Source organism: Falsiroseomonas sp. HC035, assembly GCF_050563525.1.
In the GTDB taxonomy this organism is placed as follows: domain Bacteria; phylum Pseudomonadota; class Alphaproteobacteria; order Acetobacterales; family Acetobacteraceae; genus Falsiroseomonas.
Window position 1 is genome coordinate 76,072 of record NZ_JBNXUN010000012.1, and the last position, 23,591, is coordinate 99,662.

General features: G+C 72.5%; 9 protein-coding genes. 4 read left to right on the forward strand and 5 right to left on the reverse strand.

The features are described from left to right. Positions 1–225 precede the first annotated feature (225 nt). Complete coding sequence (locus tag ACLF3G_RS21585) at positions 226–909, forward strand: GntR family transcriptional regulator (RefSeq protein ID WP_430671476.1); 684 nt, start codon at positions 226–228, stop codon at positions 907–909. Further along, positions 906–2,060: a Gfo/Idh/MocA family protein gene (locus tag ACLF3G_RS21590; protein WP_430671477.1), complete on the forward strand. Its 1,155-nt coding sequence runs from the start codon at positions 906–908 to the stop codon at positions 2,058–2,060. The genes ACLF3G_RS21585 and ACLF3G_RS21590 overlap by 4 nt, the downstream gene beginning before the upstream one ends. Before the next feature lie 29 nt (positions 2,061–2,089). On the opposite strand, the gene ACLF3G_RS21595 is transcribed toward ACLF3G_RS21590, so the two are convergent. The 5 genes from ACLF3G_RS21595 to ACLF3G_RS21615 are packed head-to-tail and all read right to left on the reverse strand — an operon-like array spanning position 2,090 to position 18,295. Beyond that, positions 2,090–3,877: a hypothetical protein gene (locus tag ACLF3G_RS21595; RefSeq protein ID WP_430671478.1), complete on the reverse strand. Its 1,788-nt coding sequence runs from the start codon at positions 3,875–3,877 to the stop codon at positions 2,090–2,092. Positions 3,878–3,880: 3 nt separating this feature from the next. Further along, positions 3,881–8,671 carry a hypothetical protein gene (locus ACLF3G_RS21600; protein ID WP_430671479.1) on the reverse strand — a complete coding sequence of 1,597 codons (4,791 nt, stop codon included), beginning with the start codon at positions 8,669–8,671 and terminating at the stop codon, positions 3,881–3,883. 8 nt (positions 8,672–8,679) lie between these two features. Next, positions 8,680–12,087, reverse strand: coding sequence for a hypothetical protein (locus ACLF3G_RS21605; RefSeq protein WP_430671480.1), 3,408 nt, complete (start codon positions 12,085–12,087; stop codon positions 8,680–8,682). A gap of 5 nt (positions 12,088–12,092) precedes the next feature. Next, positions 12,093–15,635 (reverse strand): DUF6603 domain-containing protein, encoded by a 3,543-nt coding sequence (locus ACLF3G_RS21610; protein ID WP_430671481.1) that lies wholly within the window; start codon positions 15,633–15,635, stop codon positions 12,093–12,095. Next, positions 15,635–18,295, reverse strand: coding sequence for a hypothetical protein (locus ACLF3G_RS21615; RefSeq protein WP_430671482.1), 2,661 nt, complete (start codon positions 18,293–18,295; stop codon positions 15,635–15,637). The genes ACLF3G_RS21610 and ACLF3G_RS21615 overlap by 1 nt, the downstream gene beginning before the upstream one ends. Positions 18,296–18,801: 506 nt before the next feature. On the opposite strand from ACLF3G_RS21615, the gene ACLF3G_RS21620 reads away from it, so the two are divergent. Then, complete coding sequence (locus ACLF3G_RS21620; protein ID WP_430671483.1) at positions 18,802–20,472, forward strand: NADH-ubiquinone oxidoreductase-F iron-sulfur binding region domain-containing protein; 1,671 nt, start codon at positions 18,802–18,804, stop codon at positions 20,470–20,472. Beyond that, the gene (fdhF, locus tag ACLF3G_RS21625) at positions 20,469–23,210 is read left to right on the forward strand and encodes a formate dehydrogenase subunit alpha (protein WP_430671484.1); all 2,742 of its coding nucleotides are present in this window, start codon (positions 20,469–20,471) and stop codon (positions 23,208–23,210) included. Before ACLF3G_RS21620 ends, fdhF begins: the two co-directional genes overlap by 4 nt. Positions 23,211–23,591: the final 381 nt, after the last annotated feature.

Consider the following 23,591-nt stretch of genomic DNA (forward strand, 5'->3'; position numbering starts at 1 on the left):
GCCGGCGTTCGGGGCCGGCCTTCTTGTCATGTGACGGCCGCTTCGCGGCACCTTCGGGATCGGCAGGGCCCGGGTCTCACAGTGCTTGCGCCGGGGCCTGCAAATCGGCATTTTCTTGGACCGATCGATTTGATCAAATCGATCATTGGGGGTCAAGCCTCGCCGCCCGACCCCACTGCACACGGCATCGGGAGCATTCCGCCACGACGCCGCAGGAGCATCCGCGTGGAGACGTTGCCCACGGAGACGACGGACCCGCCGATGGGCGGCACCACCTACCAGCGGGTGCGCGACCGCATCCGGCGCGACATCATCGCCGGCCGCATCGCGCCGGGATCACGCCTGAAGATCGCCGACCTGGCGCTGCTCTACGGACTCAGCCAAATGCCGGTGCGGGAGGCGTTGCAGCAGCTGCAGGGCGAAGGACTGGTCACGCTGTCGCCCAACCGCGGCGCCAGCGTCCGTCGCATGGATGCCCGGTTCATCCGCAACCTGTTCGACATCCGCGAGGCGCTGGAAGGCTTCCTGACCTTCCAGGCGGCCCCCTGCGTCACCGCGGACCTCATCGACCAGCTTCGCGCGATCCAGCACCGCTACGATGCGCTTGTCACGGCTAATGACCGGCTGGCGCTGGAGCCGGTGAACCGCGAGTTCCACGAGGCGATCCTCGGCGTCACCGGCAACGCCGAGGCGATGCGCCTGCTGGACCAGCATACCGCCATCATCGGCGTGCTGCGCAGCCGGCACGGCTACGCGCCCGGCCGCCTCGCCATCATCCAGCAGGAGCATTGGTCGTTGATCGAAGCGCTGGAGCGTCGTGATGCCGCCGCGGCGCAGGCCATCCACGCCCTGCATGTGCGTCGCGCCGGGGACGACATGCTGGCGATGATGCAGAAGGACCAGCCATGACTCCGATCGCCCTGGGTTTCGTCGGCGGCGCCGCGCCAGCGATGATCGGGCCGGTGCACCAGCGTGCCGCGCTGCTCGACCGCCGCTTCGCCGTCGTGGCCGGCGCTTTTTCCAGCAATCCGGACAAGGCGGCGGCGGCAGCGCGGGAATACGGCGTCGCCCCGGACCGCAGCTACCCGAGCGCGGAGGCGATGTTCGCCGCCGAAAAGCAGCTGCCCGATGGCATCGCCGCCGTCACCATCGTCACGCCGAACGACAGCCACCGGCGCCTGGCCTGCGCCGCGGCGGAGGCCGGGCTGCACGTGATGCTGGAAAAGCCGCTGGCCAATACGATGGAGGAAGCCACGGCGATCGCGGAGGCGGTTGCGGCGCATGGCACCATCCTGTGCCTCGCCCATGCCTATTCCGGCTACCCGATGATCCGCGAGGCGCGCGCCCAGGTGGAAGCGGGTGCACTGGGCGCGCTGCGCATGGTGCAGGTCGAATATTTCGGCGCCGGCCTGGCCAGCTTCGTGGAGGCGCAGGTCGATGCGCCGCGCCGCTGGCGGCTGGATCCTGCCACCAGCGGGCCGTCCCTGGTGCTGGGCGACATCGGCACGCATGCCTTCCACCTGGCCTGCTACGTCACAGGACAGTCCGCGGTGCGGCTGAGCGCGGAGCTTGGTACCCTGCAGCCTGGTCGCGTGGTGCAGGATTACGCCAATCTGCGCTTCCGCCTGGAAGGTGGCGCGCGCGGCAGCCTGATCGCCAGCCAGGCGGCGGCGGGGGCGGAAAACCACATCCTGCTGCGCGTCTGGGGCGAGCAGGGCCACCTGGAATGGCGGCACGACCGTCACGGTGAGTTGCGCCTGGCATCGCGGGACGGCTTTCCGGCAATACTGACGCGCCAGCACCCGTTGCTGTCCGCCACCGCGCTGGCCGCCGGACGCCAGCGGCGCGGCCACCCCGAGGGCCTGCATGAGGCCTTCGCCAACCTCTACCAGGATTTCGCGGAACTGATCCTGGCGCGGCAGCGTGGCAGCGAGCCTGCCGCGCAGGCGCTTTCAGTGCCCGGTTTGCGCGATGGCCTGGCCGGCATGCGGATGATCGCGGCGGCGCTGGAAAGCCAGTTCCACCATGGCGCCTGGGTCGACCTGCCGCCCGGTAATTGAACGCGCAAGCCTCAAGCCAGCCCTGCCACTCATGCCGGTTGGCGCACGGGATCGAGCAGGTCGAAGGCAAGACCGCTGGCGGCCTCGCCTTGGCCGATGCGCTTGCGCCGTCCCAGCCACAGCAGACGCGCCCCATCGGGCCCGCGGGTGTACTGAAACGACCGGGTGAGGACCAATCCGGCGCGCGGTACCTCCTGCTCCGCCAGCAGGAAGGCACCATCCCTGGGTTGCAGTACGGCGGCGAGCGGCGTTTCCTCGTTCGCCTGCAACTGCAGGGCGCGCTGCGCATCGGGACCGCTCTCGTCAGCCGCCGTAGCGGTGACGCGGCGCAGGCGGCGCAGGCGCAGCTTCACGCCGCCGACCCGATCCGGGTCGCGCTCCGGTACCAGCGGAAACCAGCGCAACGGCACCGGGCTCTGCAGCCGGTAGATCGCCGCGGCCGTAAGCTCCGCCTCGCCCTCCGGCCGCTGCCACAGCAAGGCGCCCTCCGGCGCGGCGAGCGCCTTGCCGTCGAGCGGCACGGACGTCAGTCCCGGCACACGCCGTTCGACGGCCCAGGCAAGATTGGCGGCCTCGTCGCGGAACAGCGCAACCTCCTCGATCGGATCGCCCTCCAGCACACCTGCTGTGACCGAGGGCAGCATGAAAAGCGGCTCCGCGACCCGGTCCTGCACCGAAGGGTCGAACATCGCCCAGCCGCCCGGCCCTGGCGCCGCCCGGCCGATCTGCTGCGTCACGCCGAAGCAGTCCGTGACCGAAAGCCCCGACACACGGCATGCGACACCGTAGGGCAGGCGCAGCGGAAGCTGGAACCAGTCCGTACCGGAGACCAGCAGGAATTCCAGCGCGAGCATCGTCGCGATGCCGGCCGGTCCGGCCGAAACGCCGGCGAGCGGCGCGCCGCCCAACTCCATCTCCCAGTAGCGGTCGGCAGGCATCCCGGCGAAGGTCACGGGCGCGGGCATGCGCGTGACGAAATGCGCCACCGCCGCCCCGCCGCCGCCGGCGGAGGCAGCCTGGTCGAAGGACCACCAGTCGAGCCGGCCATCCGCATAGCCTTCCGCCGGGAGTGGCGTGACGCCTCCATCGGGCTCCACGGCTTCGAGTGTAAAGCGGTAGGCGAGGCGCTCGGCATCCCAGGCCGATGCGCCGTCGCGCTCCGAAAGCAGGGTTCGCCAGTGCCCGAGCCATGCGGTCGCGGCGCGCAACGTGGCGTCGCGGGACGTCTCCGGCACGGCGACCGTATCGGGCAATGCCGCGGCGCCTGCCACCTGCTCCGCCGCCACAAGCGCGGCCGCCAGGGCCGCTCCGTCGAGCGCGCCGGCAGCGAGCGCCCGGAAGCGTTGCCCGGCCATGTCGCGCGCGGCAAGCGCATCCGGCTCCGGCGGACTGAAGGGAAAGGCGGCGCGGAACACCGGCAGCAACGCCGCCGCGCCCTCCAGGGCGAGGGCACGGCCGAAATCGATGCCCGCCTCGGCGGCGAGCGCCGCGTAGGCGGCGCGCGCCGGCTCTGCCTCGATGACTGGCTCGATCGGTGCCCCGCCGGTCTCCGCGCCGCCTCCGGCGACCCTGAGCGGCGCGGACTGCCAGGCGAGGGTCGCCGAGACCGGCGAGCCGGCGTCGTTGCCCAGCAGTTCGGCGAACTGCCATTGCCGCCCGATCATCCAGAGCGGGTCGGCGATTCGCGCATCCAGCCCGGGCGCCATGTCGAGCGCGGCGGGCGAGACCTCCAGCCGCTGCCAGCGCGTGATGCTGGGCTCAAGCACGAACAGCGTGGCATCGGCCTTGATCGCAGCGGTACCGACCAGGATGGGCATTGCTCACTCCCTCCCGGCCACGAAGGCCGACAGCGTCAGGTTCACCTTGTCGAACTTGGTCGCGAGATCCACCGAGACCGACTGGCCCGCGACATTGCGCGGCACCAGCGTCGTCGGCAGCACAGCGCCGTGGCCCGCGATATCCTCCGGCGCCAGCAGCCGCAGCCGCGCCAGGTCGAAGGCCTCCCGCACCGCGGCGAGCAGCGCGTCGGTCGACCAACCCTGGGCGCCGAGCCCGGGATCGAGCGCGAGCAGGATGGATTGCGGTGGCCTGGCGCCGGGCGCGTCGTGGTGGAAGGTGACGGAGGTGGTGACGCGGCGCTCCGGGATCGCTTCCACCCAGGAATCGATGGCGAAGCCGGCGAACGGCGCGTCCAGCGCCACATCCGCGGACCCTGTGTCGCCCAGCAGTACGGCGGCAAGCAGCGTCGCCCGCGGCGGCCGTTCGGGATCGGCGAATGGCAGGGCGACCCAGCGCTGTCCCGGTTGCAGCGGAAGCTGGACCAGATTCGCCGTGGCCCCGGCTTCGTGCCCAGTAAGGCTCGCTGCATCGAGTGCGCCCAGCAGCGCGCGCATGCGCGGCCGCACCATCGCCATGGCGCGCTGCCAGCGCACGATCTCGAAGGCGCCACCGGGGCCGAGCAGCTCCGCCCGCTGGCCGAGGCTCGCCTCGCAGGCGGCCGCCTCCTCGGGCGGCAGGCTGAAGGGCGGCAGGATGGGGAAGCCGGCGCCGAAGACCCGGCGGATCGCCTCGGCATCGGCGGCCACGGCCTCGCCGGGTGATTCGGTCCCCTCGGCCTCGGCCTGCGTGGCATCGGCGAGCCGCGTCGCGCAGCGCTGGCGGAGCGCCTCCAGCGAGGCGCGGGCGGCTTCGACCGCAAGCGCCACGGCCTCCTCGGCCATGCGCTCCGGTGTAGGATCCGCATGAACCAGGGCCGGTACCTCCGCCAGGGCCGAGGCGGTGCGCAGCGCCTCCAGCCGCGCGGCGCGGTCCGCCGCGGCATCCAGCGCCGCTACTGCGTTGGTGACCGCGTTCTCAAGCGCCTGGACGCGGGCCCGCAGCGCGGCCCGCTCGACGCCATCGGCCACGGGGCCGCGCGGCGGGACGATGTCGCGGCAGTTCGCTGCAGGGCGGTCGAAGAGGGCTTCGCGAGCGGCGATGAGCAGCGCGAGCAGGGCGGCCAGCCCGAATGCCTCGGCCCCCTCCGGCGGGTCGGGCCGCATCCGCACGCGCCCGCCGGCCGGCAAGGGTGCGGCGCGCCGTTCCAGCACCGCGCCCGCCCGCGCTTCCAGCCGCGAGAGCCCGCCTTCCGCCTCCGCCTCGGCCAGGCGCAGCAGACCGAGCGGAGACAGGCCGAGGTCGGTCAGCGCAAGCCCGGCCAAAGGCGTCGTCGTGCCGTCCTCGGCGACCACCTCGCCGGCCAGTGCGAAGCGGTCCGGCGGGCCGAGCAGGGACGCGGCGATGGCATTGCCGACGGGCTCCGCCTCCGCCGCGACATCGGCCGGCCAGCCTTCTGCAACCGCATCCGCGGAACGCAGCCAGAGCAGCTTCTGGGTGTAGCCCCAGGCCTCCCGTGGCGTGCGCACGCCCTGGGCCTCGGGTGGCTGTGCCTGGCGGTCCGTGACCGCCATCGCCGCGGCTGCGCGGTCGAGGTTGCCGGAGGCCAGGTGGTGCACCGCCTCGAAGGACCAGAGGTCACCGAAGGCGTCGGCCAGTTCAAGCAGCGCCTGCAGATGCGTCCGCAGCGCGGCGAGGTCGGGCTCGGCCAGGTCGAACCCCGCATGCGGGCGGAGCTTCGCGAAGAAGGCCGCGTCGTTGTCGCGTTCCTGCCACAGCATGGCGAGCGCCAGGCCATCCACCACGCCGGCCGGCGGCATCGCCTCCACCGCCTCCGGCACCGGCGCCACCACCGCGGCGGCGCCGGGCAGGGGGCAGAGGCGGCGCAGCGGGCCGATGAACTTGGCGCGCGGCTTGTCCTCCAGCAGGCGCTTCTCAAGGCGGTAGCCGAGCAACGCGCCCGCCGGCTGGCCCTGCCCCACCCCCTCCGAGATTGCCAGGGCGTCGCGGACGCGCGCGGAATCGAGCCGCACCGCGAAGGCATCCGGTGAATCGTCGCGGTTCGCCATGTGCGCGGCCCGTATCACTGCGGCCGCCGCGCCGTGCCGCAGCGTCGGCACCTGCACGAAGCCCTCGCTGGCCTCCCCGAGCGGGTCGGGGCGCAGGTCGTGCACGATGCCCCAGCCGCCAAGATGCAGGCCCTGCCGCGTGGCACCGCGCAGCGCTTCGAGCCGGCGGGTGGCGACCGAGGTGATCCAGGCGTCCAGCCGGTGCGATCCACAATCCAGCAGCCCGCGCAGCGCGTGGTCCAGCTCCGCCGCCGGGCGATCGGCCAGGATCTCCGCCGCCCGGCGCTGCGCATGCAGGTCGCGGAAGCCGGTCTCCGGCTCGACGGCCTGCGGCGGCAGGTGGCGGACCGCCTCCAGCCCCGCATGCACCTCCTGCGCGAGGCTCGTCGCCGCGCCGGCTCGTTGCAGGCCGAGTGCCTGCCAGGGCGTCTCGACCTGCAACAGGGCGCTGCCCGCGGGCGTGGCCTCGATTCCCGCCATCTCGGCGGCGAAGCGCTGCGTGGTGGCGATGCCAGCCTGGCGCGGCAGGTCCAGCACCAGCTTCAGGACCAGCCTCTCCACCTCATGCGCGGCGGAGACGAACAGCAGCGCCTCATAGAGCGTGTCGAAGTGATCGGCAGACTGGGCGAGCATCACCCGGTTCCGGTCCTCCTGGTCGTCGTCCCGGCTGCGGCTCAGCCCTTCGAGCCGTGCCGCAAGCTTTTCATAGGCGCGACGCGGCGCGTCGGAGCCGGCCAGCTCGGCGGCCACCCAGGGCAGGCCGCGCATCGGCACCGGCATGCGCTCCGGCAGGATGCGGGGCAGGGTGGTGTGCTCCGACACCATCAGCCGTTCCTGCGACAGGCCGAGGTCCGCGAAGATCGCGCCGACCCGCAGCGCATGGAGCCTGGCCGCCTCGTCCTTCGCCGCGGTGGAGTGCAGGCGGCTCCATTCGCCGATGGTCAGCCGAACCGCACCGCGCGCCGCGACGGGGCCGCGCTTCAGGATGGCGGCCAGCACATCCGGCGTGTCCTCCCCGCGCGGGATGTTCGCCATGCCGGGGAGTGCATCCAGCGGACGGGATGCGGCGGCGCCGGGCAGCGAAGGCGCCTCCGCCCAGCCCCGCATGCGGCCGAGCATCCGCGCCAGCCCGGCCTCGAACGCCGGCCAGGCGGCGAAGGCGGCTTCCTGCGTGCGGCGGATCGGCAGGCCGAGCACCGGCAGCAGGCCGTACGGCTGCCGGCCGATGCGCAGCGCCGGAAGCGGGCCGGCGGGACGGAGGAAGTCCCGCACATGGCTGCGCAGCGCATCCAGCATCGGCTCCGGCACCATGCCGTCCAGCAGCTCGGCGAACCAGAAGCCGAAGACGGCGCCCCAGAGCGCGGTGTTCGCCTCGCGCGGCACCGTCTCCCGGTCGGCGGCCCCGCCGGGAAAACGGGCGAGGGACGGGGCCAGGCCGGGGTCGAGGCCCAGCGCAAGGGCCAACCGCGCGGCTTCGGCCTCGGCGGGCAGTGGCGTCGCGGCCGGCGCGACCCAGGGCGCCGGATGGAAGCGCTGCGCCTGCTCCGCCCGGTGCTCCGCGCCGCCGCTGCGGGCATTGGTCGGCGTGCCGGGGGCGAGGAACTCCAGGCCGTCCGCGTAGCCATGCGCCTCGAGCTGCGCGGCGAGGCGCTGCGCGGCCTCCTCCGGCGTCATGGTCCAGTCCACGCCGAGCACGACCAGCCGCGGCACGCCGTTGGCCAGGGCGCGCCCCGCGAGATCCGCCTGTGGGATCGTCAACGCCATCCCGACCGCCTGCGCCCGCGCGAAGTCGGTGACCCAGGCGAAATCTTCGGCATCGCGCTGCGTCGCCGCGTCCGGCACGGGTGGTGGCGCCTGGTCATCGGCCTCCGCCGCGTCATCGGCCGATGCGTCCTCGGCCTCCTGCAGGGCCTCGCCGAAGGGGGCGGCGGCGAGGCTGTCCGGAATGGTCTCGCCCCAGGCCCGGTGGAAGACAGTCCAATCCGCGTCGCAGAGCAGGACGAGCCAGCGGGTCGGCAGCAGCCGGGCCTGCGCCGGGACCGGCCCGGCGGCGTCGATCCCCTCGACGTCCCGGAACTCGGGCTCGGCGGGCGGCGTGTTGCGCGGGCGCAGGCGGTCCATGACGAAGGCCGCACGCTCCGGCCGCGCCACCGCATCCACCAGCGCCGCCCAGGCCGTGGCCGCGGCCGCCGGATCCGCATGCAGCGCCGTCCAATAGGCCCGGCCCGCTGCGACCTCGGCCGGCGTCAGGACGGCGCGGTGCTGGTGCAGGTGGATCTGGTCGGGAAAGATTCGCACGCGCAGCGCCGCGACGGCGCCGGCCGCGTCGCGGTCGAAGCGGGTCTCGATCCGCACCGGCAGCAGCGCCACGGGATGGCGGGTGGAGAGGGTCCCGATCAGCGTCTCCGCACGGCGATCCATTCCGCCGAGGAGCTGCCCGATCTCGGCGGCTTGCTCCAGCCGCAGGCGCAGCGCCTGCGCGCGCTGGGCCCGCAGGTCCTGGGCCACCTGCTCGCTGGCCGCGGCCGCAACTGCATCGCCAGCGCCTCGCGCGCGTCGCGCCGCGTGTTCGGCGGCGGCGGCGCGGAGTCCGAGCGCCTCCGCCTCCCGCGCGGCAGCCTCCTCCGCCTGGCGGGCATTGCGAAAGCGGTCCAGCTCGAGTGCCATGGCGGCTCCTAGCCCGGCTTGTCCGGCAACAGCGTCGCCGCGGTGATCAGCACCCGCACCGGGCGCTGCAGCAGCAGTCCGGCGAGGGCGCCAGCGGTCTGCAAGGCGCCCGGCACGCGGGCGGGGTCGAGATGCGCACCGGGCGGCGTCCCGGTCTGCTGCCAGTTCAGATCATCGGCCTGCGCCTGGCCCCGGAAGCCGCGGCGCCGACCGCCGGCGAGCGTTTCCGGCGCGTCGAGCCCGAAGCGCGGCTCGGTCGTCGGTTCCTGCACCACGAAGCGCCAGTGCGGATCGGCACGCAGCTCCTCCTCCCCGATGTCGAGACCGACGACGGTGATGTCGGGCTCGATCCTGAGGCGGAACAGCGTCTCGCGTAGCGTGTCCCGGGGCTGCGCCGGGTCGACCTGCACCAGCCTGCCGTTGTTGTCCGCCTTCCAGGCCAGCACTTGCGTGCCGGGATAGCGCCGCAGCAGGTTGCCGCGCAGCACCAGCGCGATGCGCGCCTCGCCCGAGGCAAGCCGCGCGGCGAGCGGCCCGCCGGCCGGCCAGGCATGGATGTCGCGGCAGTCGAGCCGTGCCGGGTCGCGCCAGTTCCAGAACCGGGTCAGGGAGGTCCCGCGCCCATCCGTCGGATAGGTCCGCCAGAGCAGCTCCCGGTTCAACTCGTGGTTCGCGCCGACCATGAAAGCCGCGATGAAGCGGTTGTTGGCCTCCAGGGCCGCGACGCCGTCCGGGGGCAGGGAAAGCTCGCGCGGCAGCATCTGGTCCGGTGCGAAGGCGGCGAACAGGTCGGCCAGCGGCGCGCGCAACTCCGGCGCCGCCATGATCGGGTCGAGCGGCGCGCGCCCGGCGCCCCCGAGCCAGCCCGGGATGGCGATCTGCGCGCCGAGGCGGCGTCCTATGACGCGCGGTGGGTGGATGGCGGCGCGCAGGCGCTCGGCCAGGGCAGGCAGCCCGTCCGGCACGCCCCGTAGCACCGCGGCGGGCGCGACGGGCGGCAGGTCGAGACGCGAGAAGGCGAGTTCCACGCGGCGCACCGCCGCCGGGTCGCGTTCCGGCAGGGCCAGCACCGTGTCAAACAGCGGCGTCGTATCGCCGCCGACGTCGAAGACCGGGAGGTCGCGACGCTCGCGCGCCACCTCGCGCCCACGCAGCAGGATGTCGGCGGCGCCGCCGCGGGGAATGGTGGTCTCCGCCGTGCCGGCCCGCCGCCGGGTGCGGAATCCGAGGCGCCCCTCCTCGACGCGTTGCGGCGCGACGGCCTCGGCGAGGCGCAGCCGTAGTACGGAGCTGCCACCCTCCATCCGCTCGGTCACCGTCGCGCGCCGCCCTTCGCGCACGGCATCGAGCAGGCCAACGGAGGCGCTGCGCGCGACTTCCACCGCGCCTGCGATGTCGCGCACGCCGCTGCCGGCCGCCGTCAGCAGTTCCTGGCGCCGACCTGCGGCATCCACGATGGAAAGCGTGGTGGAGCCGCGTTCCTGCGTCGGCTCGAGCGCGACGAGGCGCTGCGTGCCGCCGTCCCGCTGCAGCGCGACCGCCGCGGCGCGCGGCGCTACGGCGAGCATCTCCGCCACTTGGCCGACCACCTCGGCCAGCCCCGTGCCCTGGGCGGCGGCGAAGCGCTGGAATTCGGGGAGGCGGCTTTCCGGCAGCACGCCGATGCGGCCGAGATCGGCGCGCGGCCGGTCCGCGCGGTCGAGCGCGCCACCACCCTCCCGCAGCCGGTCCATCCCGATCACCTCCCGCCCCAGGCGGAATTCAGGGACACCCTGCCGCAGCGCCTCCTCGGCCGGGCGGAAGCCGGCGATGCCGTCGCGCCCACGCAGGGAGGGGTCGGCAATGGCCTCGCTGCGCAGCAGCGCGGCGGCAAGCCCGCGCGACGCGGCATACCGGGCGCCGGCGGCGGGCAGGTCGCGTGCCGCGAGCGAACGCTCGGCAAGGCGCATCAGCCGCCCGGCGGGGCTGGCGAGGCGGCGTGCCGCGGCATCGAAGGTGCGGTCGGGCAGGCTGGTGCGGGCGATCTCGCCGGCCACCGTCAGCGCAGCGGGCTGCCCTGCGCGGGCCGGGAAGGTGCGCGCATGCAGCACGGAGGTGATCGCCAGCACGCGCTCCGGCCGCAGGCGCCTGACGTGGCGCTCCACCAGGCGCGTGTTGACCAGCGCGGCCAGGCGCCCGCGGTCGAGCTGCGCATTCGCCGCCAGCACCTCTCCCACCTGCTCCCACGCGGCCTGCATCAGGTCCTCCTGGTACCGGCGGACGGTGTCGGCACCGAGCCGCGCGGCGATGCGGGTGCGCGGGTCGAGGTTCAACTCGTCGAACCAGTCCGTGGCCATCCGGGCTGCATCCGGTGCGTCGCGCCGGACATGCGCGGCGCCATGCAGCGGGGGCAGGAGCTCCGCCAGGCCGTCGGGCCCGGGCTCGGCGGGCGTGGTGGCGCGGCGGACCGCCTCGACGAAAGCCGGCGGGACCTCCTGCGGGCTCACCTCCCGCCCCGGAACCTCCAGCGGCGCTTCCTGCCGGATTTCCGCCCTGTCGCCACCGGGCGGCAGCGCGGCCAGGGTGTCCGCGCGCCCATCGGCGGCGCCGAGCCAGACCAGACCGCGGCGTGCCTCCTCGCTGCCGGCTGGCGGGATGGTGGCGGGCGCGGGGGTCAGGCGGCGGGCCAGCACCTCGAAATCGCCATCCTCACCGGTTTCGAACTCCCAGTGATGATAGACGGGAAGGATCGTGGCCTGGCCAGGTTGCCACGCCTCGGTGAGCGGCGCGTCCGGGTCTCCGGCCGCCTCCCCGAGGCCCGCGCGCCGTCCCGCGTCCCAGGCCGGCACCACGCAGGCCAGCCAGCGCCGGTCCGCGGCCAGACGCCGTGGGCAGACCAGGCGCGAGACGTTCAGCTCCGGCCGCCGCGCCATCTCCGCCGCATCATCCGCGCCGCCATCGAGCGCCAGGCGTTGGCCATGCGCCCAGGCCCAGGATTGCGACAGGTCGGGCAATTCGCCATCCGGGACCTCGACATAGGGCAGCGGCCGGCCCGGTCGCACGCGGACGCCCGGCACCCGGTCGCGGTCCAGCACGACGAGGACGAGCCAGGGCCGCAGCTGGTCGCGCTCAGGCTGGGTTGTGGCGACGATCCAGGGCAGGTCCGGCGGGTCGAACTCGACCGCGGTGAGCATGTTCGGTTCGAAGTCGCGTGTGCCGGGCCGTGGCTCCTGCCGCACGATCAGCCGCGGGTCGAGGCCGAGGACGTCGCCGGGGCCCAGCATCAGGAAGCGGCGGATCTGCGTGATGTTTTCCCCGGCCAGGGTGATGCCGACCGCCAACTCCGCCGTGCCGCGCGCCGGCAGGCCGCCCGCCGCGGGCGCGAGCGAACTGCCGAGGCCGCGGCGCACCCAGGAGAAGAAATGGTAGCGCTGCATCGCCCTCAGCCCCCGAGCTCGAAGGTTTCGACCAGCAGCGCATCGGTCGGCACCAGCCCCATCGCCCGAAGTGCGGCGGGGGAGGCGGCGGCCCAGGACGGCGCCGCGGTGGCGCGGGGGGCGAGCGTGCCCGCCTCCGCCACCGACCAGTCGCCGGCCTTCAGGCGCACCTTGTCGGGCCTGGGCACCGCGTAGCGCTCGGCGCGGCGGAGGTCCCCGCGCGCGGCGGCGGCATCCGCCAGCAGGTCGAGGATGGCGAGCCCGTCCGGCACCATGGCGACCGCGAGGCTGCCGGCCTCGCCGAGCGGCACTTCCTCATACTCCACCGTGACCGCGACCGGCTGCGCGCAGGTGAAGCCGCCGCTGCCCGCGGCCTGGACGCCGGCTGCCATGCGCTGGAAGCCTGGCCGGGTCAGGCGCTCGTTTTCCGGCACGTCGAGGTATTCGGCGACCGGGAAAAACTCCATCAGCGTCTCCGCCTGCGGCAGCGGCGCGCCGTTCAGCGACAGCGTCGGCAGGCCAAGCTGCGGTGCACCTTCCAGCGGCGCACGGCCGAGACGTTGCAGCTTCACGCCGAGCGGTAGCCGGCGCTGCACGAAGCCCGGCGCGGCGAAGGGATGCACGACGATCTCGCCGGCCTTCGACGCCGGGCCCTCGGCGAAGGTCAGCATGGTCGGCGTGCCGGATGGCAGCGCCACCACCCAGTTCTCCCGGGCCGTCAGGTCGCGCTCCAGCAGCGCCCGCAGCTCGGCCAGCGCGATCACCGGCGGCTGCGGCGCGGGATCGTCGCCCCACCGCTCGTCGAAGGAGACCTCGACCGTGAAGAACAGGATCTTCGCCTCGGCGTGGCCCTTCAGCCGCCAGGCGCCGGGGCCGGACAGCTCGCCCTCGAAGGAGACGCCGAGCAGGCGGCGGCCGCGGAAGCTGATATCGGCGGCGCCGCGCACCGCCACCTCGAAGCGGAAACAGGGGCTGGTATGGATCAGCGCGTCGAGGCCGAAGCTTGCGCCCAGCGAGATCGGCCCGAACTTGTAGCGGATGCCGAACTCTGCGCCGAATTGCAGGGTGCCGGCGGCCACCGCGAGGTAGCCGCGCACCCAGGCCTTCACCAGCCCGATGTCGTAGGTCGCGCCCACCCGGTCCATGGCTGGCAGCCAGTCCGGCTTCGGCTCGTAGCGCGGATGGAAGCCGCCGACCGAGATCAGGAAATGCGCGTTGTCGCCGAAGCCGAAGGACAGCGCGGCCGAGCCCTGGATCGCGATCGGCCCGAGCCGGCTGTCGCGCAGCTGCCCGTAGAGGCGGATCTGCGGCGGCGAGAACTGGATGACACCGACCACGTCCACCTTGATCGAGAAGCGGATCGGGTCCGGCAGGCTGCGGAAGCATTCGATGGCGAGCCGACCGAGCAGGATGATGCGGTCGAGCGAGGTGCGCCGGTCGCCACCCCAGTTGTCGAAGGGCAGGATGATGCCGAGCCGTACGGACGAAAGCTGGTCGGAGCCCCAGCCGAGCTCCGCCATCAGCCCGATGGTCATGGCGTCGCGACGGATGGGGAAGATGGTCTTCAGGGTGGAGATGATGCGCGGTGCGTCGCCCACCGGATTCTCGGGGAACAGCACGTCGTCCATCGCGCCGCTCGGGAGGGCCGCGAGCAGTGCGGCCTCGTCGAAGCCGTGGTGCAGGCCGATCATGCCGCCCACCGCGTTCAGCGTCAGGCGCAGGAACAGCTCGAGCCCGCCCGGAAAGCGGGCATAGACCAGGGCGAAGAAGGCATAGGGCGGCGGCGCCTCGCCGAAGGTGGAACCTGGCGGGCGCGTCGAGAGGATGACGATGGCCTTCACCGCGATCCAGCCGCAGAGCGTCAGGTCCAGCGCGCCGGCGAACTCGCCCTTGTCGAAATCGAGCAGCAGGTAGCCGCCGCCGCTGACCAGCCCGAGATCGAGCGAGACGCCGATGCCCTTGGGCGGCTGCAGCTTCAGCCCGCCCTTTTCCTTCCCCGCGAACTCGACGTCGAAGCCGAACCGGTCGAGGCTTGCGCCGAAATGACCGAGCGCCGGCGGACCGAGGCGGAAGCTGCCGGCGGAGCGGATGCCGAGGCCGATGCCGCCCTTCTTGCCCGGCCCGAGCTCCAGGTCGATGTAGTCCGCGCGGATGGCCGCGACGGACGCCGCATCGCCGGCGCCGAGGCCGGAAGCCAGCCTGATCTTGAGCCCTGCCGCGCCATCCACCAGGAAGCCGCGCTTCGCATCGAGCAGCAGTTGTGCGGAGAGCTTCGCAGCCAGCTTCCCGGCGCCGAGCGCACCGAAGATGTCGCCGATGAGTCCGCCCGCATCGCCGGGCTGCAGCACCAGCTCCGCATCGCTGACCTTCAGGAACAGCCCCGTCCCGTTCTTGCCGATCCGCCCACCCGCCGCGACGCTGCGGAGATCGAGGCGCGACTTGCCCGCGGTACCGATGCGGAAGGCGGGCACGTCCGGCACTCCGTCGAGCTGGACCGAAAGCTCCACGTCGGGCGGCCCGGCATCGCCAGAGGGGTCGAGCGTGTTGTCAGCCGTGCGCCACAGCAGCGTGGCGGCGGAGTTCTCCTTCGCCTTCAGCCTCAGCTTGCGCTTTCCAAGGCTGCCATCCGGCTTCGGCAGATCGAGCTCACCCTCCGCGATCAGCGTGCCGGCGCGGAACAGGAAGCCAGGTCCGCCATCCTCCGCATCGAGCGCGAGGGCGCTGATCACGAAGGCCAGCTTGACGGTGGCGGCCGGGCCGTCCTTGCCCTTCACGTGCAGCGCGCCGCCGAAGGAGGCGCTGATCGCGCGGGCGAGAAGGTCCTGCACCTCGCCGACGGAGGCTGGCGCGTCAGGCGCGGGCGGCACCGGCTCCCACCCCGTGGCGAAGGCGATGCCGCCGGCCTCGCCGGGCGAGAGATAGATGGCGCCTGGCGGCAGCGCCTTGACGTCCGCGGCGCCTGGCGCCGTCTTCGCCGCCAGGGTCCGCAGGATCAGCAGCAGCGCCGGCGCGGCCATTCCGGCCAGGGCGTCGTCGCCGCCGAAGCGCCGCAGCCCGTCGCGCTCCGCCTTGCCGGAAAGGCGATGGAAGATCGCAACCGGGTCAAGCCGTGGCGCCTCCTCCAGCCGCTCGTAGCCCAGCATCAGCAGCCGCAGCACGGCGTGGGCCAGCGGGTACTCCGCCCGCACCGTCTCCGCCGCCAGCAGCGTGCACAGCGCGTAGACCGTATCGGCCGCCTTGTCGCCAAGGTCGCCGGCGCCGAGCAGCCGCTCCGCCAGGCGCCGGATCTCGCCAAGGCCGTTCAGCATCTCGAACAGCGCGTCGTCGAGTGCCGCGTCCTCGGCCTCGGTGAGCTTCTTCTCCTGCAGCCGGATGTCATCGAGCAGCGCGGGCGTATCCGGCGGCGGCCCGGGCGGCAAGCCGAGTTCGCGCCTAACATGGGCCAGCAGCGCCGGGCTCTCCGCCGCGCGCCGCATGCCGTCGAGCGCAAGCCGCGTCCAGCGCGCCAGCGTGGAAACCGGGCCCGGGATATGCGGCCCGGCGGGCATCAGGCGCCGGCCGGCGGCAGGGTGGGGCGCGTGCCGTCGACAGCAAGCGGAACCACGAAGTTGGTGTGCGGGTGGCCCTTCGAGAGGTCGGCCCCGAAGCCGAAGGGCTTGTCGGCAGGAAACGGCACGACCTTGTCCTCCGGATAGTCGCGGCGCGTGGTGGAGATGAGGTCGTGCACCACCGCGACCGGCTCGCCCGCATCGTTCAGCTGGAAGCGGATGATCCCGACGTTGTTCGTCAGCACCGCCTCGCGCAGCGGCATGAAGCGATCGCCCAGCGCCGCCGCATGCGCATCGGCCGCGCGCTGCGCCCGTTCCAGCCCGCGCGGCAGGTCCGTCGCCTTCCTTACCTTTTCCGCGGTGCGCGTGGCGGGCTCGGCGAGCGCGGCGCCACGCGCCTCATCCGGACGGATGTCGCGCAGCGTGATCATGCGCCAGGCCCAATCGGGGGGGTTGGCCGCATCTTCCGCCACGCCTTGGGGCCAGCCCGCTGTGCGCAGCAGGGCGGGCTCCTCCTCCTCCAGCCGCCGGCGTTGCAGCAGGGACAGGTCGGCGTCGTCGGGTACCGTCAGCTTCGCCTTGCCCTTCCAGCCGACGCCCTCGACGCCCTTCGGCGCCATCCAGAGGTTGAGCCAGTGCCAACCGCGGTAGATCGCCTCCGCCTCCGGCAGCAGGGCATTGCGCGATGCGGATGAGGTGAGCTGGACGATGCGCGAGGCCTCCCATGCGCCCTGCTTGCGCGCCCAGCGGTCCATCGCCAGCGACAGGCCGTAATGGACGTCGCCACCGAGCACCACGACGCGCGGATGGTTGGCGAGGCGCGCGAGAAGGTCCTGCAGCGCGGCCTCGTTGGACGGCCAGCTTTCCGTGTCAGCGAAGAAGTCACCGCGCGTGCGGCCGGCCGCGAAGGCGAGGGCGGAGCCGGCCGGCTTGCCGTCGGCGGGCTGTGCGTCCGCATCCTCGGCCCGGCCCTTCCAGGCGCGCACCACGTCGAACCCGCGCACGGCGAGCGGCTGGATCATGCGCTCCATGATCTCCGGCCCGAGCACGGGGGTGGAGGCGATGACCAGCAGCACCTCCTGCGCGTTGCGGGCCGGGGCATCCGGCACCTGGTCCTCCAGCGTGTCGCCGAGCAGCCGCGCCGGCTCGACGCCACCTTGCGGGAAGGTGCGCCGCGTGCGGCTGTCCAGCACGCGCACGGCATGCACCTGGCCGGGCGCGGTGTAGTGGAAGGTGGCACGCTTCTCCTTCGCCTCCGGCTTGCGCGACGCCATGGTCAGACCGAGCAGCTCGTCCAGTTCCGCCTGCCGGGCCGCATCGCGATCGCGCGTGTTCGCGAGCCAGCCCGTCGCCGCCTCCAGAAGTTTCCGGTTGGGTGAGTCCGCCTTCTCGAAGGACGGCCAATCCGAGCCCCAGGCCTGGAAGAAGGTGTAGGCGACGAGTGCGTTGCGCATCACCGCGACACCGAGCGGCTTGGTCAGGACCCGGCGTTCCCAGGCCGCGTTGATGTTCCAGTCGTCGGTCACGTCGTGGTCGTCGAAGATCATCAGCGTCGGGGTATTTGCCAGCACCCGCGCGACCTTCCCGACCGTCGCCGCGAAGACGCGCAGGCGCTGACGCTCCGCCTCGAAGCCCGGCCCGATTGTCACCGCGATGCGGCCCGGCAACCCTGGCCCGCCTTCCGCGGGCAGCAGCGCGTCGAGGTCGGTCAGCGGGAAGGGCCCTGGCGCCGTGCCGGACTGCGCGCTGCACGCGGCGAGGTCGGCGACCGCGCGCCAGCAGAGCGGTGACCAGGCCAGCAGGTACATCGCCGCGTACTCACCGAATGTGAGCAGGTGGTTCTGCGCCTCGACCGAAGTGAACCCGCCTGCACCGCGGATGAGGACGGTACGACGCAGAGGCGGTACGGTTGTCGCGGTGACGTCGGCCAGGCTGCCATCCGCGCGCGGCAGCTGCTCCGTGCCGCCCATCAGGTCGGCGGCGAGCTGCTGGACCATGTGCAGCAGCGCCGTCGGCACGTCGTCCGCGTAGATCTGGTCGCCTGTCAGGAAAAGCTGGTGCGGCCGTCCGAGCGAGACCGGCGGCTCGCCGACCTTTCCAGCCAGCGCGTCGTCCAGCCAGGAAAGCGCATCCGTGCCGGAGCCATGTGCCTTGCGGCAGCTCGCATGCGCGATGCGAAGTTCATCCAGGGCCGCGGGCGGGGCGACGAAGCCAGGTAGCTTCTTCTCGCCACCTCCAAGGCCAAAGACCGCTGGCGCGAGCGGCGAGATGTTCTCGATCTTGCGGACGCCGTCGTCACCCTTGGGGTCATCCTCCAGCAGTCCGAGTGCCAGCAGGCCCTTCGCCGCGCCACCGGCCACCGGCGCCAGGACGACGTCGTAGCTGTAGCGGGCGCCTGGCCGCAGGTGGCCGGGCTGCAGCGCCGGGGTCCCCGGGTTGTTCGCAGCACCCTCCGGCCGCCCGGCGCGGACCAGGGCCACATGCAGCCCTTCGCCGAGGCGGCGGGTCGTCGCCGTACCGCTTCCGACCGGGGCGAGCCCATCCGATGCGCCGGGTCCGGACGATGTCGCCTCGCCCTCGAACAGCGTCAGCGCGACCAGGCAAGCTTCGCGGCAGGCGAGCCAGACGGTGACGGTCTGACCATCCAACCGACGCAACATGGGTCCGGCGAGCAGGAGCGGCAGGTCAGCCATGAGGCTGCGCCCCGCGATGCGGTTCGAATGGTGGCTGTGCGAGCGCTGGCATGGAGGCAGCCGGGGCGGGGCACGGGCGACGAATGATCCCGCGAGACAGATGGCGCCGGATGCGCTGGTCGACCTTCACCGGATAAGGCACCAAGTCGCAACTCGACGCCATGGCCGCCTTCCTCCAGGCGCAGGACTTCCGCACGGTCCGCCCTGCCATCGTCACGCCCAGGCCGATGATCTGCCCAGTCAATCCTGCGTGACGGCTGCAACCCGAGCGCGAAGCGCCAACGTATTTCCGGTTGATGGACTCCGCGCCCTGGGAGGTGTTGCACTCCGCATGCAGGCCTGCCTACGCTCACGGTGCCCTTATGGGGCAGGCCGATTGCCGGCGGCAGATTGAACTTGTCGATCATGCGCATGCCGAGGACAGGTGGAGCATCGACTGCATGGTGAACCCACCCACCTATTCGCCTCCGGTCATGGACCCGCCGACAGCACGCCGCGCGCCACGCTTTGGTCCGCGTGGCCGCAGCGTCACGGCGGACATGCGCGAGGCGGTCGCCACCGCGCTCACGGGGATGGACCAGCGGCGCGACCTGTTGATTGAGCACCTTCACGCCTTGCAGGACCACTTCGGCTGCCTGCGGGAAGGCCACCTGCTGGCCCTGGCGGCAATGCTGCGCCTGGCGCCGGTCGAGGTCTTCGAGGTTGCCACCTTCTACGCGCATTTCGACGTGGTTGACGATGCCGCGCCGGAACCGGAGCCCGTCACGGTGCGTGTCTGCGAGAGCCTGCCCTGCGCCATGGCCGGTGCGATGCGGCTGATGCAGGCGCTGCGCGATGCCCCCATCGCAGGTGCAAGACTGGTCGCGGTTCCCTGCATGGGGGCCTGCCATCACGCGCCCGCCTGCGCCGTCGGACATGACCTGGTGGAGGCGGCGACGCCGGAGAGCATTGCGCGTGCCGTGACCAGCGACGTGCCGGAGATGCCGGCGCCGCCAACGCTGTCGAACTACCGCGCCCGTGGCGGCTACCGCGTGCTGGCGGCGGCGCTGGCGGGCGATCTGCCGCGCGAAGTGATGCTGGCGCGGGTGCAGGAGTCCGGGCTACGCGGCCTCGGCGGCGCGGGTTTCCCGGCGGCGCGGAAGTGGACACTCGTGCGCGCCAATCCTGGTCCGCGTCATGTCGTGGTGAATGCCGACGAAGGCGAGCCGGGCACGTTCAAGGACCGCTACTGCCTGGAGACCGATCCACATCGTGTGCTGGAAGGCATGCTGCTCGCCGCGCATGCGGTCCAGGCGGAGGCCTGCTGGATCTACCTGCGTGATGAATACCCGCATCTGCGCCGCGCATTGCAACGGGAGCTCGCCGCCCTGGCACATGCAGGCCTCACCGGCATGCCCATCCACCTGCGGCGCGGCGCCGGCGCGTATATCTGCGGCGAGGAAACCGCGCTGCTGGAGAGCCTGGAGGGCCGTCGTGGCTATCCCCGGCACAAGCCGCCCTTTCCCGGCGAGGCGGGCCTGTTCGGCCAGCCAACGCTGATCCACAACGTCGAGACGCTGTGGTTCCTGCCACAGATCCTGGGCACGCCAGGGGGCCCCGCCGACTATGCGGCGCAGGGACGGCGCGGGCGCACCGGCCTGCGCTTCTTCTCGGTCTCCGGCCGCGTGCGCCACCCCGGGGAAAAGCTGGCACCCGCCGGTGTCACCGTGCGCGAGTTGATCGAGGAGTTCTGCGGCGGCATGGCGCCAGGCCACCGTTTCGTGGCCTATCTGCCGGGTGGCGCCTCCGGCGGGATCCTGCCGGAGCGTCTCGGCGACCTGCCGCTCGATTTTGGCACGCTCGATGCGCAGGGCTGCTTCGTCGGCTCCGGCGCCGTGGTGGTGCTGTCGGACCAGGACGACCTGGCGGAGGCGGCGCGCAACCTGATGCGCTTCTTCCGCGATGAAAGCTGTGGCCAATGCACGCCGTGCCGCGTCGGTACCGCCAAGGCAGCGCACCTGCTGGACGCGCCGGTCTGGGACCGCGCGCTGCTGAAGGACCTGGCGCAGGCCATGGCGGATGGCTCGATCTGCGGGCTTGGCCAAGCGGCGATGAACCCGGTGCTGACCCTGCTGCGCCATTTTCCCGAAGACAGTCTGCCATGACGACACGCTTCACACTCGATGGCCGGGACGTGGAGGCCGCGCCCGGCGAGACCATCTGGCAGGTGGCGACGCGCCTCGGCGTCGAGGTGCCGCACCTCTGCCACCTCGAAAGGCCAGGCTACCGTCCTGACGGCAATTGCCGCGCCTGCCTTGTCGAGGTGACCGGGGAGCGTGTGCTGTCGGCGTCCTGCATCCGCAGGCCAACCGAAGGCATGGTGGTGCAGACCGCGACGCCACGCGCACAGCATGCGCGCAGAATGGTGTTCGAGCTGCTGCTGGCGGATCAGCCCGGCGCGGGCGCCCGCGACCCCTCCGGCGTCTTCGCCCGCTGGGCGCGGCATGTCGGCGTCACGGGAAGCCGCTTCGCCGCGGAGCCGCGGGTGCCGCGCACGGATGCGAGCCACCCCGCCATGCTGGTTCAGCTCGACGCGTGCATCCAGTGCGGGCTGTGCGAGCGCGCCTGCCGCGAGGTGCAGCACAACGACGTCATCGGCCTCGCGCATCGCGGCATGGATGTGCAAGTGGTGTTCGATACCGCGACGCCGATGGGCGAGAGCACCTGCGTCGCCTGCGGGGAGTGCGTGCAGGCCTGCCCGACCGGCGCGCTGCTGCCGAAATCCGTGGTGGACCAGGCCGGCCAGCGCAGCCAGGCAACCGAGCGCGTGGTGCCAAGCGTCTGCCCGTATTGCGGCGTCGGCTGCCAGGTAGATTTCAAGGTGCGTGACGATGTCATTGTCGAGGTGACGGGGCGCAACGGGCCGTCCAATCTCGGCCGGCTCTGTGTAAAAGGACGCTTCGGCTTCGACTACGTCCGCCACCCCGAGCGGCTGACGGCGCCGCTGGTGCGAATCGACGGCGCGGCGAAGGACGCTGGCGATTGCGTCGACCTGGGCCATGCCCGCAGCAAGTTCCGCGAGGCGAGCTGGGAGGAGGCCATGGCGCGCGCGGCCGAAGGGCTGCGCCGTGTCCGCGACACGCGCGGACCGAATGCCCTGGCCGGCTTCGGCTCGGCCAAGGGCTCGAACGAGGAGGCCTACCTGTTCCAGAAGCTGGTGCGCACGGGCTTCGGCACCAACAACGTGGATCATTGCACGCGGCTCTGCCACGCGGCCTCGGTCGCCGCACTGCTTGAGGGGATCGGCAGCGGCGCCGTCACCGCCCCCTTCACGGCGGCGATGGAGGCAGAGGTGATCGTGGTGATCGGCGCACGCCCGACCGAGAACCACCCGGTTGCCGCCACCTTCCTGAAACAGGCCGCCGCCCGTGGCGCGAAGCTCGTGGTGATGGACCCGCGCGGAACCGGCCTCGACCGGCACGCGGCGGAGGTGGTGCGCTTCGCGCCGGGTCGCGACGTGCCGCTGCTGAACGCGATGCTGCACGTCATCATCGCGGAAGGGCTGCACGACCGACAATATGTCGCGGCGCATCTCGAGGATTTCGAGCGGCTCCGCGACCACGTCGCGGCGCTGACACCGGAGGCGATGGCGCCCATCTGCGACGTGCCAGCGGCCCAGATCCGCCGCGTGGCACGCCTGTTCGCGCGTGCCGACCGCGCCATGATCCTGTGGGGCATGGGCATCAGCCAATCTACCCACGGCACGGACAATACGCGCTGCCTGATCGCGCTCGGGCTGCTGTGCGGCCATGTCGGACGGCCCGGCACCGGGCTGCATCCGCTGCGCGGGCAGAACAACGTCCAGGGCGCGTCCGATGCCGGACTGATCCCGATGGCCTTCCCGGACTACCACCCAACCGGAGAGGATGCGGCCCGGACGCGGCTGGAAGCGCTGTGGGGTGCTCGGCTCGACCCGAAGCCCGGCCTGACCGTGGTCGAGATCATGGGCGCCATGGAACGCGGCGAGATCGCCGGGATGTACGTCATGGGCGAGAACCCGGCCATGTCCGACCCCGACCTCGTGCATGCCCGCGCGGCGCTCGCCAGGCTCGACCACCTGGTCGTGCAGGACCTGTTCCTGACCGAAACGGCGGCGTTGGCCGATGTGGTGCTGCCGGCCTCCGCCTGGCCGGAAAAGGACGGCACCGCGACCAACACCAACCGCCAGGTGCAGATGGGCCGCGCCGCCCTGCCGCTGCCCGGCCAGGCCCGGCAGGACCTCGACATTATCGTCGACCTGGCGCGGCGCCTCGGCCTGGACTGGAGCTATGCCCATCCGCGCGAGGTCTTCGCCGAGATGGCGCTGGCCATGCCGAGCCTCGACCACATCACCTGGGACCGGCTGCTGCGGGAGGACAGTGTCACCTATCCCTGCCTTGGTCCGGACCAGCCGGGGGCGGCGATCGTCTTTGGCGAAGCCTTTCCGACTGCGACGGGACGCGCACGGCTGGTACCGGCGAAGCTGCTTGATCCGGCGGAGATGCCGGATGCCGATTTCCCCTTCGTGCTGACCACGGGGCGCGAGCTGGAACACTGGCACACCGGCGCCATGACACGGCGCGCTGGCGTGCTGGATGCGCTGCAGCCGGTGCCTACCGCCTCGCTGGCGCCGGAGGTGCTGCGGCGGCTTGGCGTGCCGCCGGGCGGGCGCCTGCGCCTGTCCACGCGCCGCGGCGTGGTGGAGCTCGCCGCGCGCGCCGACCCGGACCTGCCGGACGGCCTCGTCTTCGTGCCCTTCGCCTACCGGGAGGCCGCGGCCAACCTGCTGACCAACCCCCAGCTCGATCCCTTCGGCAAGATTCCGGAGTTCAAGTATTGCGCCGTACGGGTCGAGGCCGTCTGAGGGAACGTGCTGACAGGCCTTCATCCTTTGCTTGGACCGCTCCAGCATGGCGCGCTGGTGGCGGCCCGGCGGCTCTCCGACGTCCGGGCCTCATGGCCTTGCACGCACGCGCAAGGAGGCTGTTGCAGTCGTGGGCGGAGCCCGATAGCGTTCTGGTCCGGCAAGCCCGAGACCGCGTCAACTTTGCCGGAAAAGCCACCGGACGCCCACTTCCGGCCTGGCCCGAAGCAACCGCTGCCCGCGCGGGATGGGTGGTCGGACGGATCGGAAGGAGACGCCGAACCACGGAACGACCTGGGTTGGCCCGGCTGGCACGGCGGCCGCAGGAGCCTTGCGCCGACCCGCCTTCGCGATCACCACGACGCGCCGATGCAACACCGC

Excerpts from the sequence above, each read along its gene's own strand:
- ACLF3G_RS21590 (WP_430671477.1), top strand. The coding sequence starts at position 906 with ATGACTCCGATCGCCCTGGGTTTCGTCGGCGGCGCCGCGCCAGCGATG.
- ACLF3G_RS21595 (WP_430671478.1), bottom strand. The coding sequence starts at position 3,877 with ATGCCCATCCTGGTCGGTACCGCTGCGATCAAGGCCGATGCCACGCTG.
- ACLF3G_RS21600 (WP_430671479.1), bottom strand. The coding sequence starts at position 8,671 with ATGGCACTCGAGCTGGACCGCTTTCGCAATGCCCGCCAGGCGGAGGAG.
- ACLF3G_RS21605 (WP_430671480.1), bottom strand. The coding sequence starts at position 12,087 with ATGCAGCGCTACCATTTCTTCTCCTGGGTGCGCCGCGGCCTCGGCAGT.
- ACLF3G_RS21610 (WP_430671481.1), bottom strand. The coding sequence starts at position 15,635 with ATGCCCGCCGGGCCGCATATCCCGGGCCCGGTTTCCACGCTGGCGCGC.
- ACLF3G_RS21615 (WP_430671482.1), bottom strand. The coding sequence starts at position 18,295 with ATGTTGCGTCGGTTGGATGGTCAGACCGTCACCGTCTGGCTCGCCTGC.
- ACLF3G_RS21620 (WP_430671483.1), top strand. The coding sequence starts at position 18,802 with ATGGACCCGCCGACAGCACGCCGCGCGCCACGCTTTGGTCCGCGTGGC.
- fdhF (WP_430671484.1), top strand. The coding sequence starts at position 20,469 with ATGACGACACGCTTCACACTCGATGGCCGGGACGTGGAGGCCGCGCCC.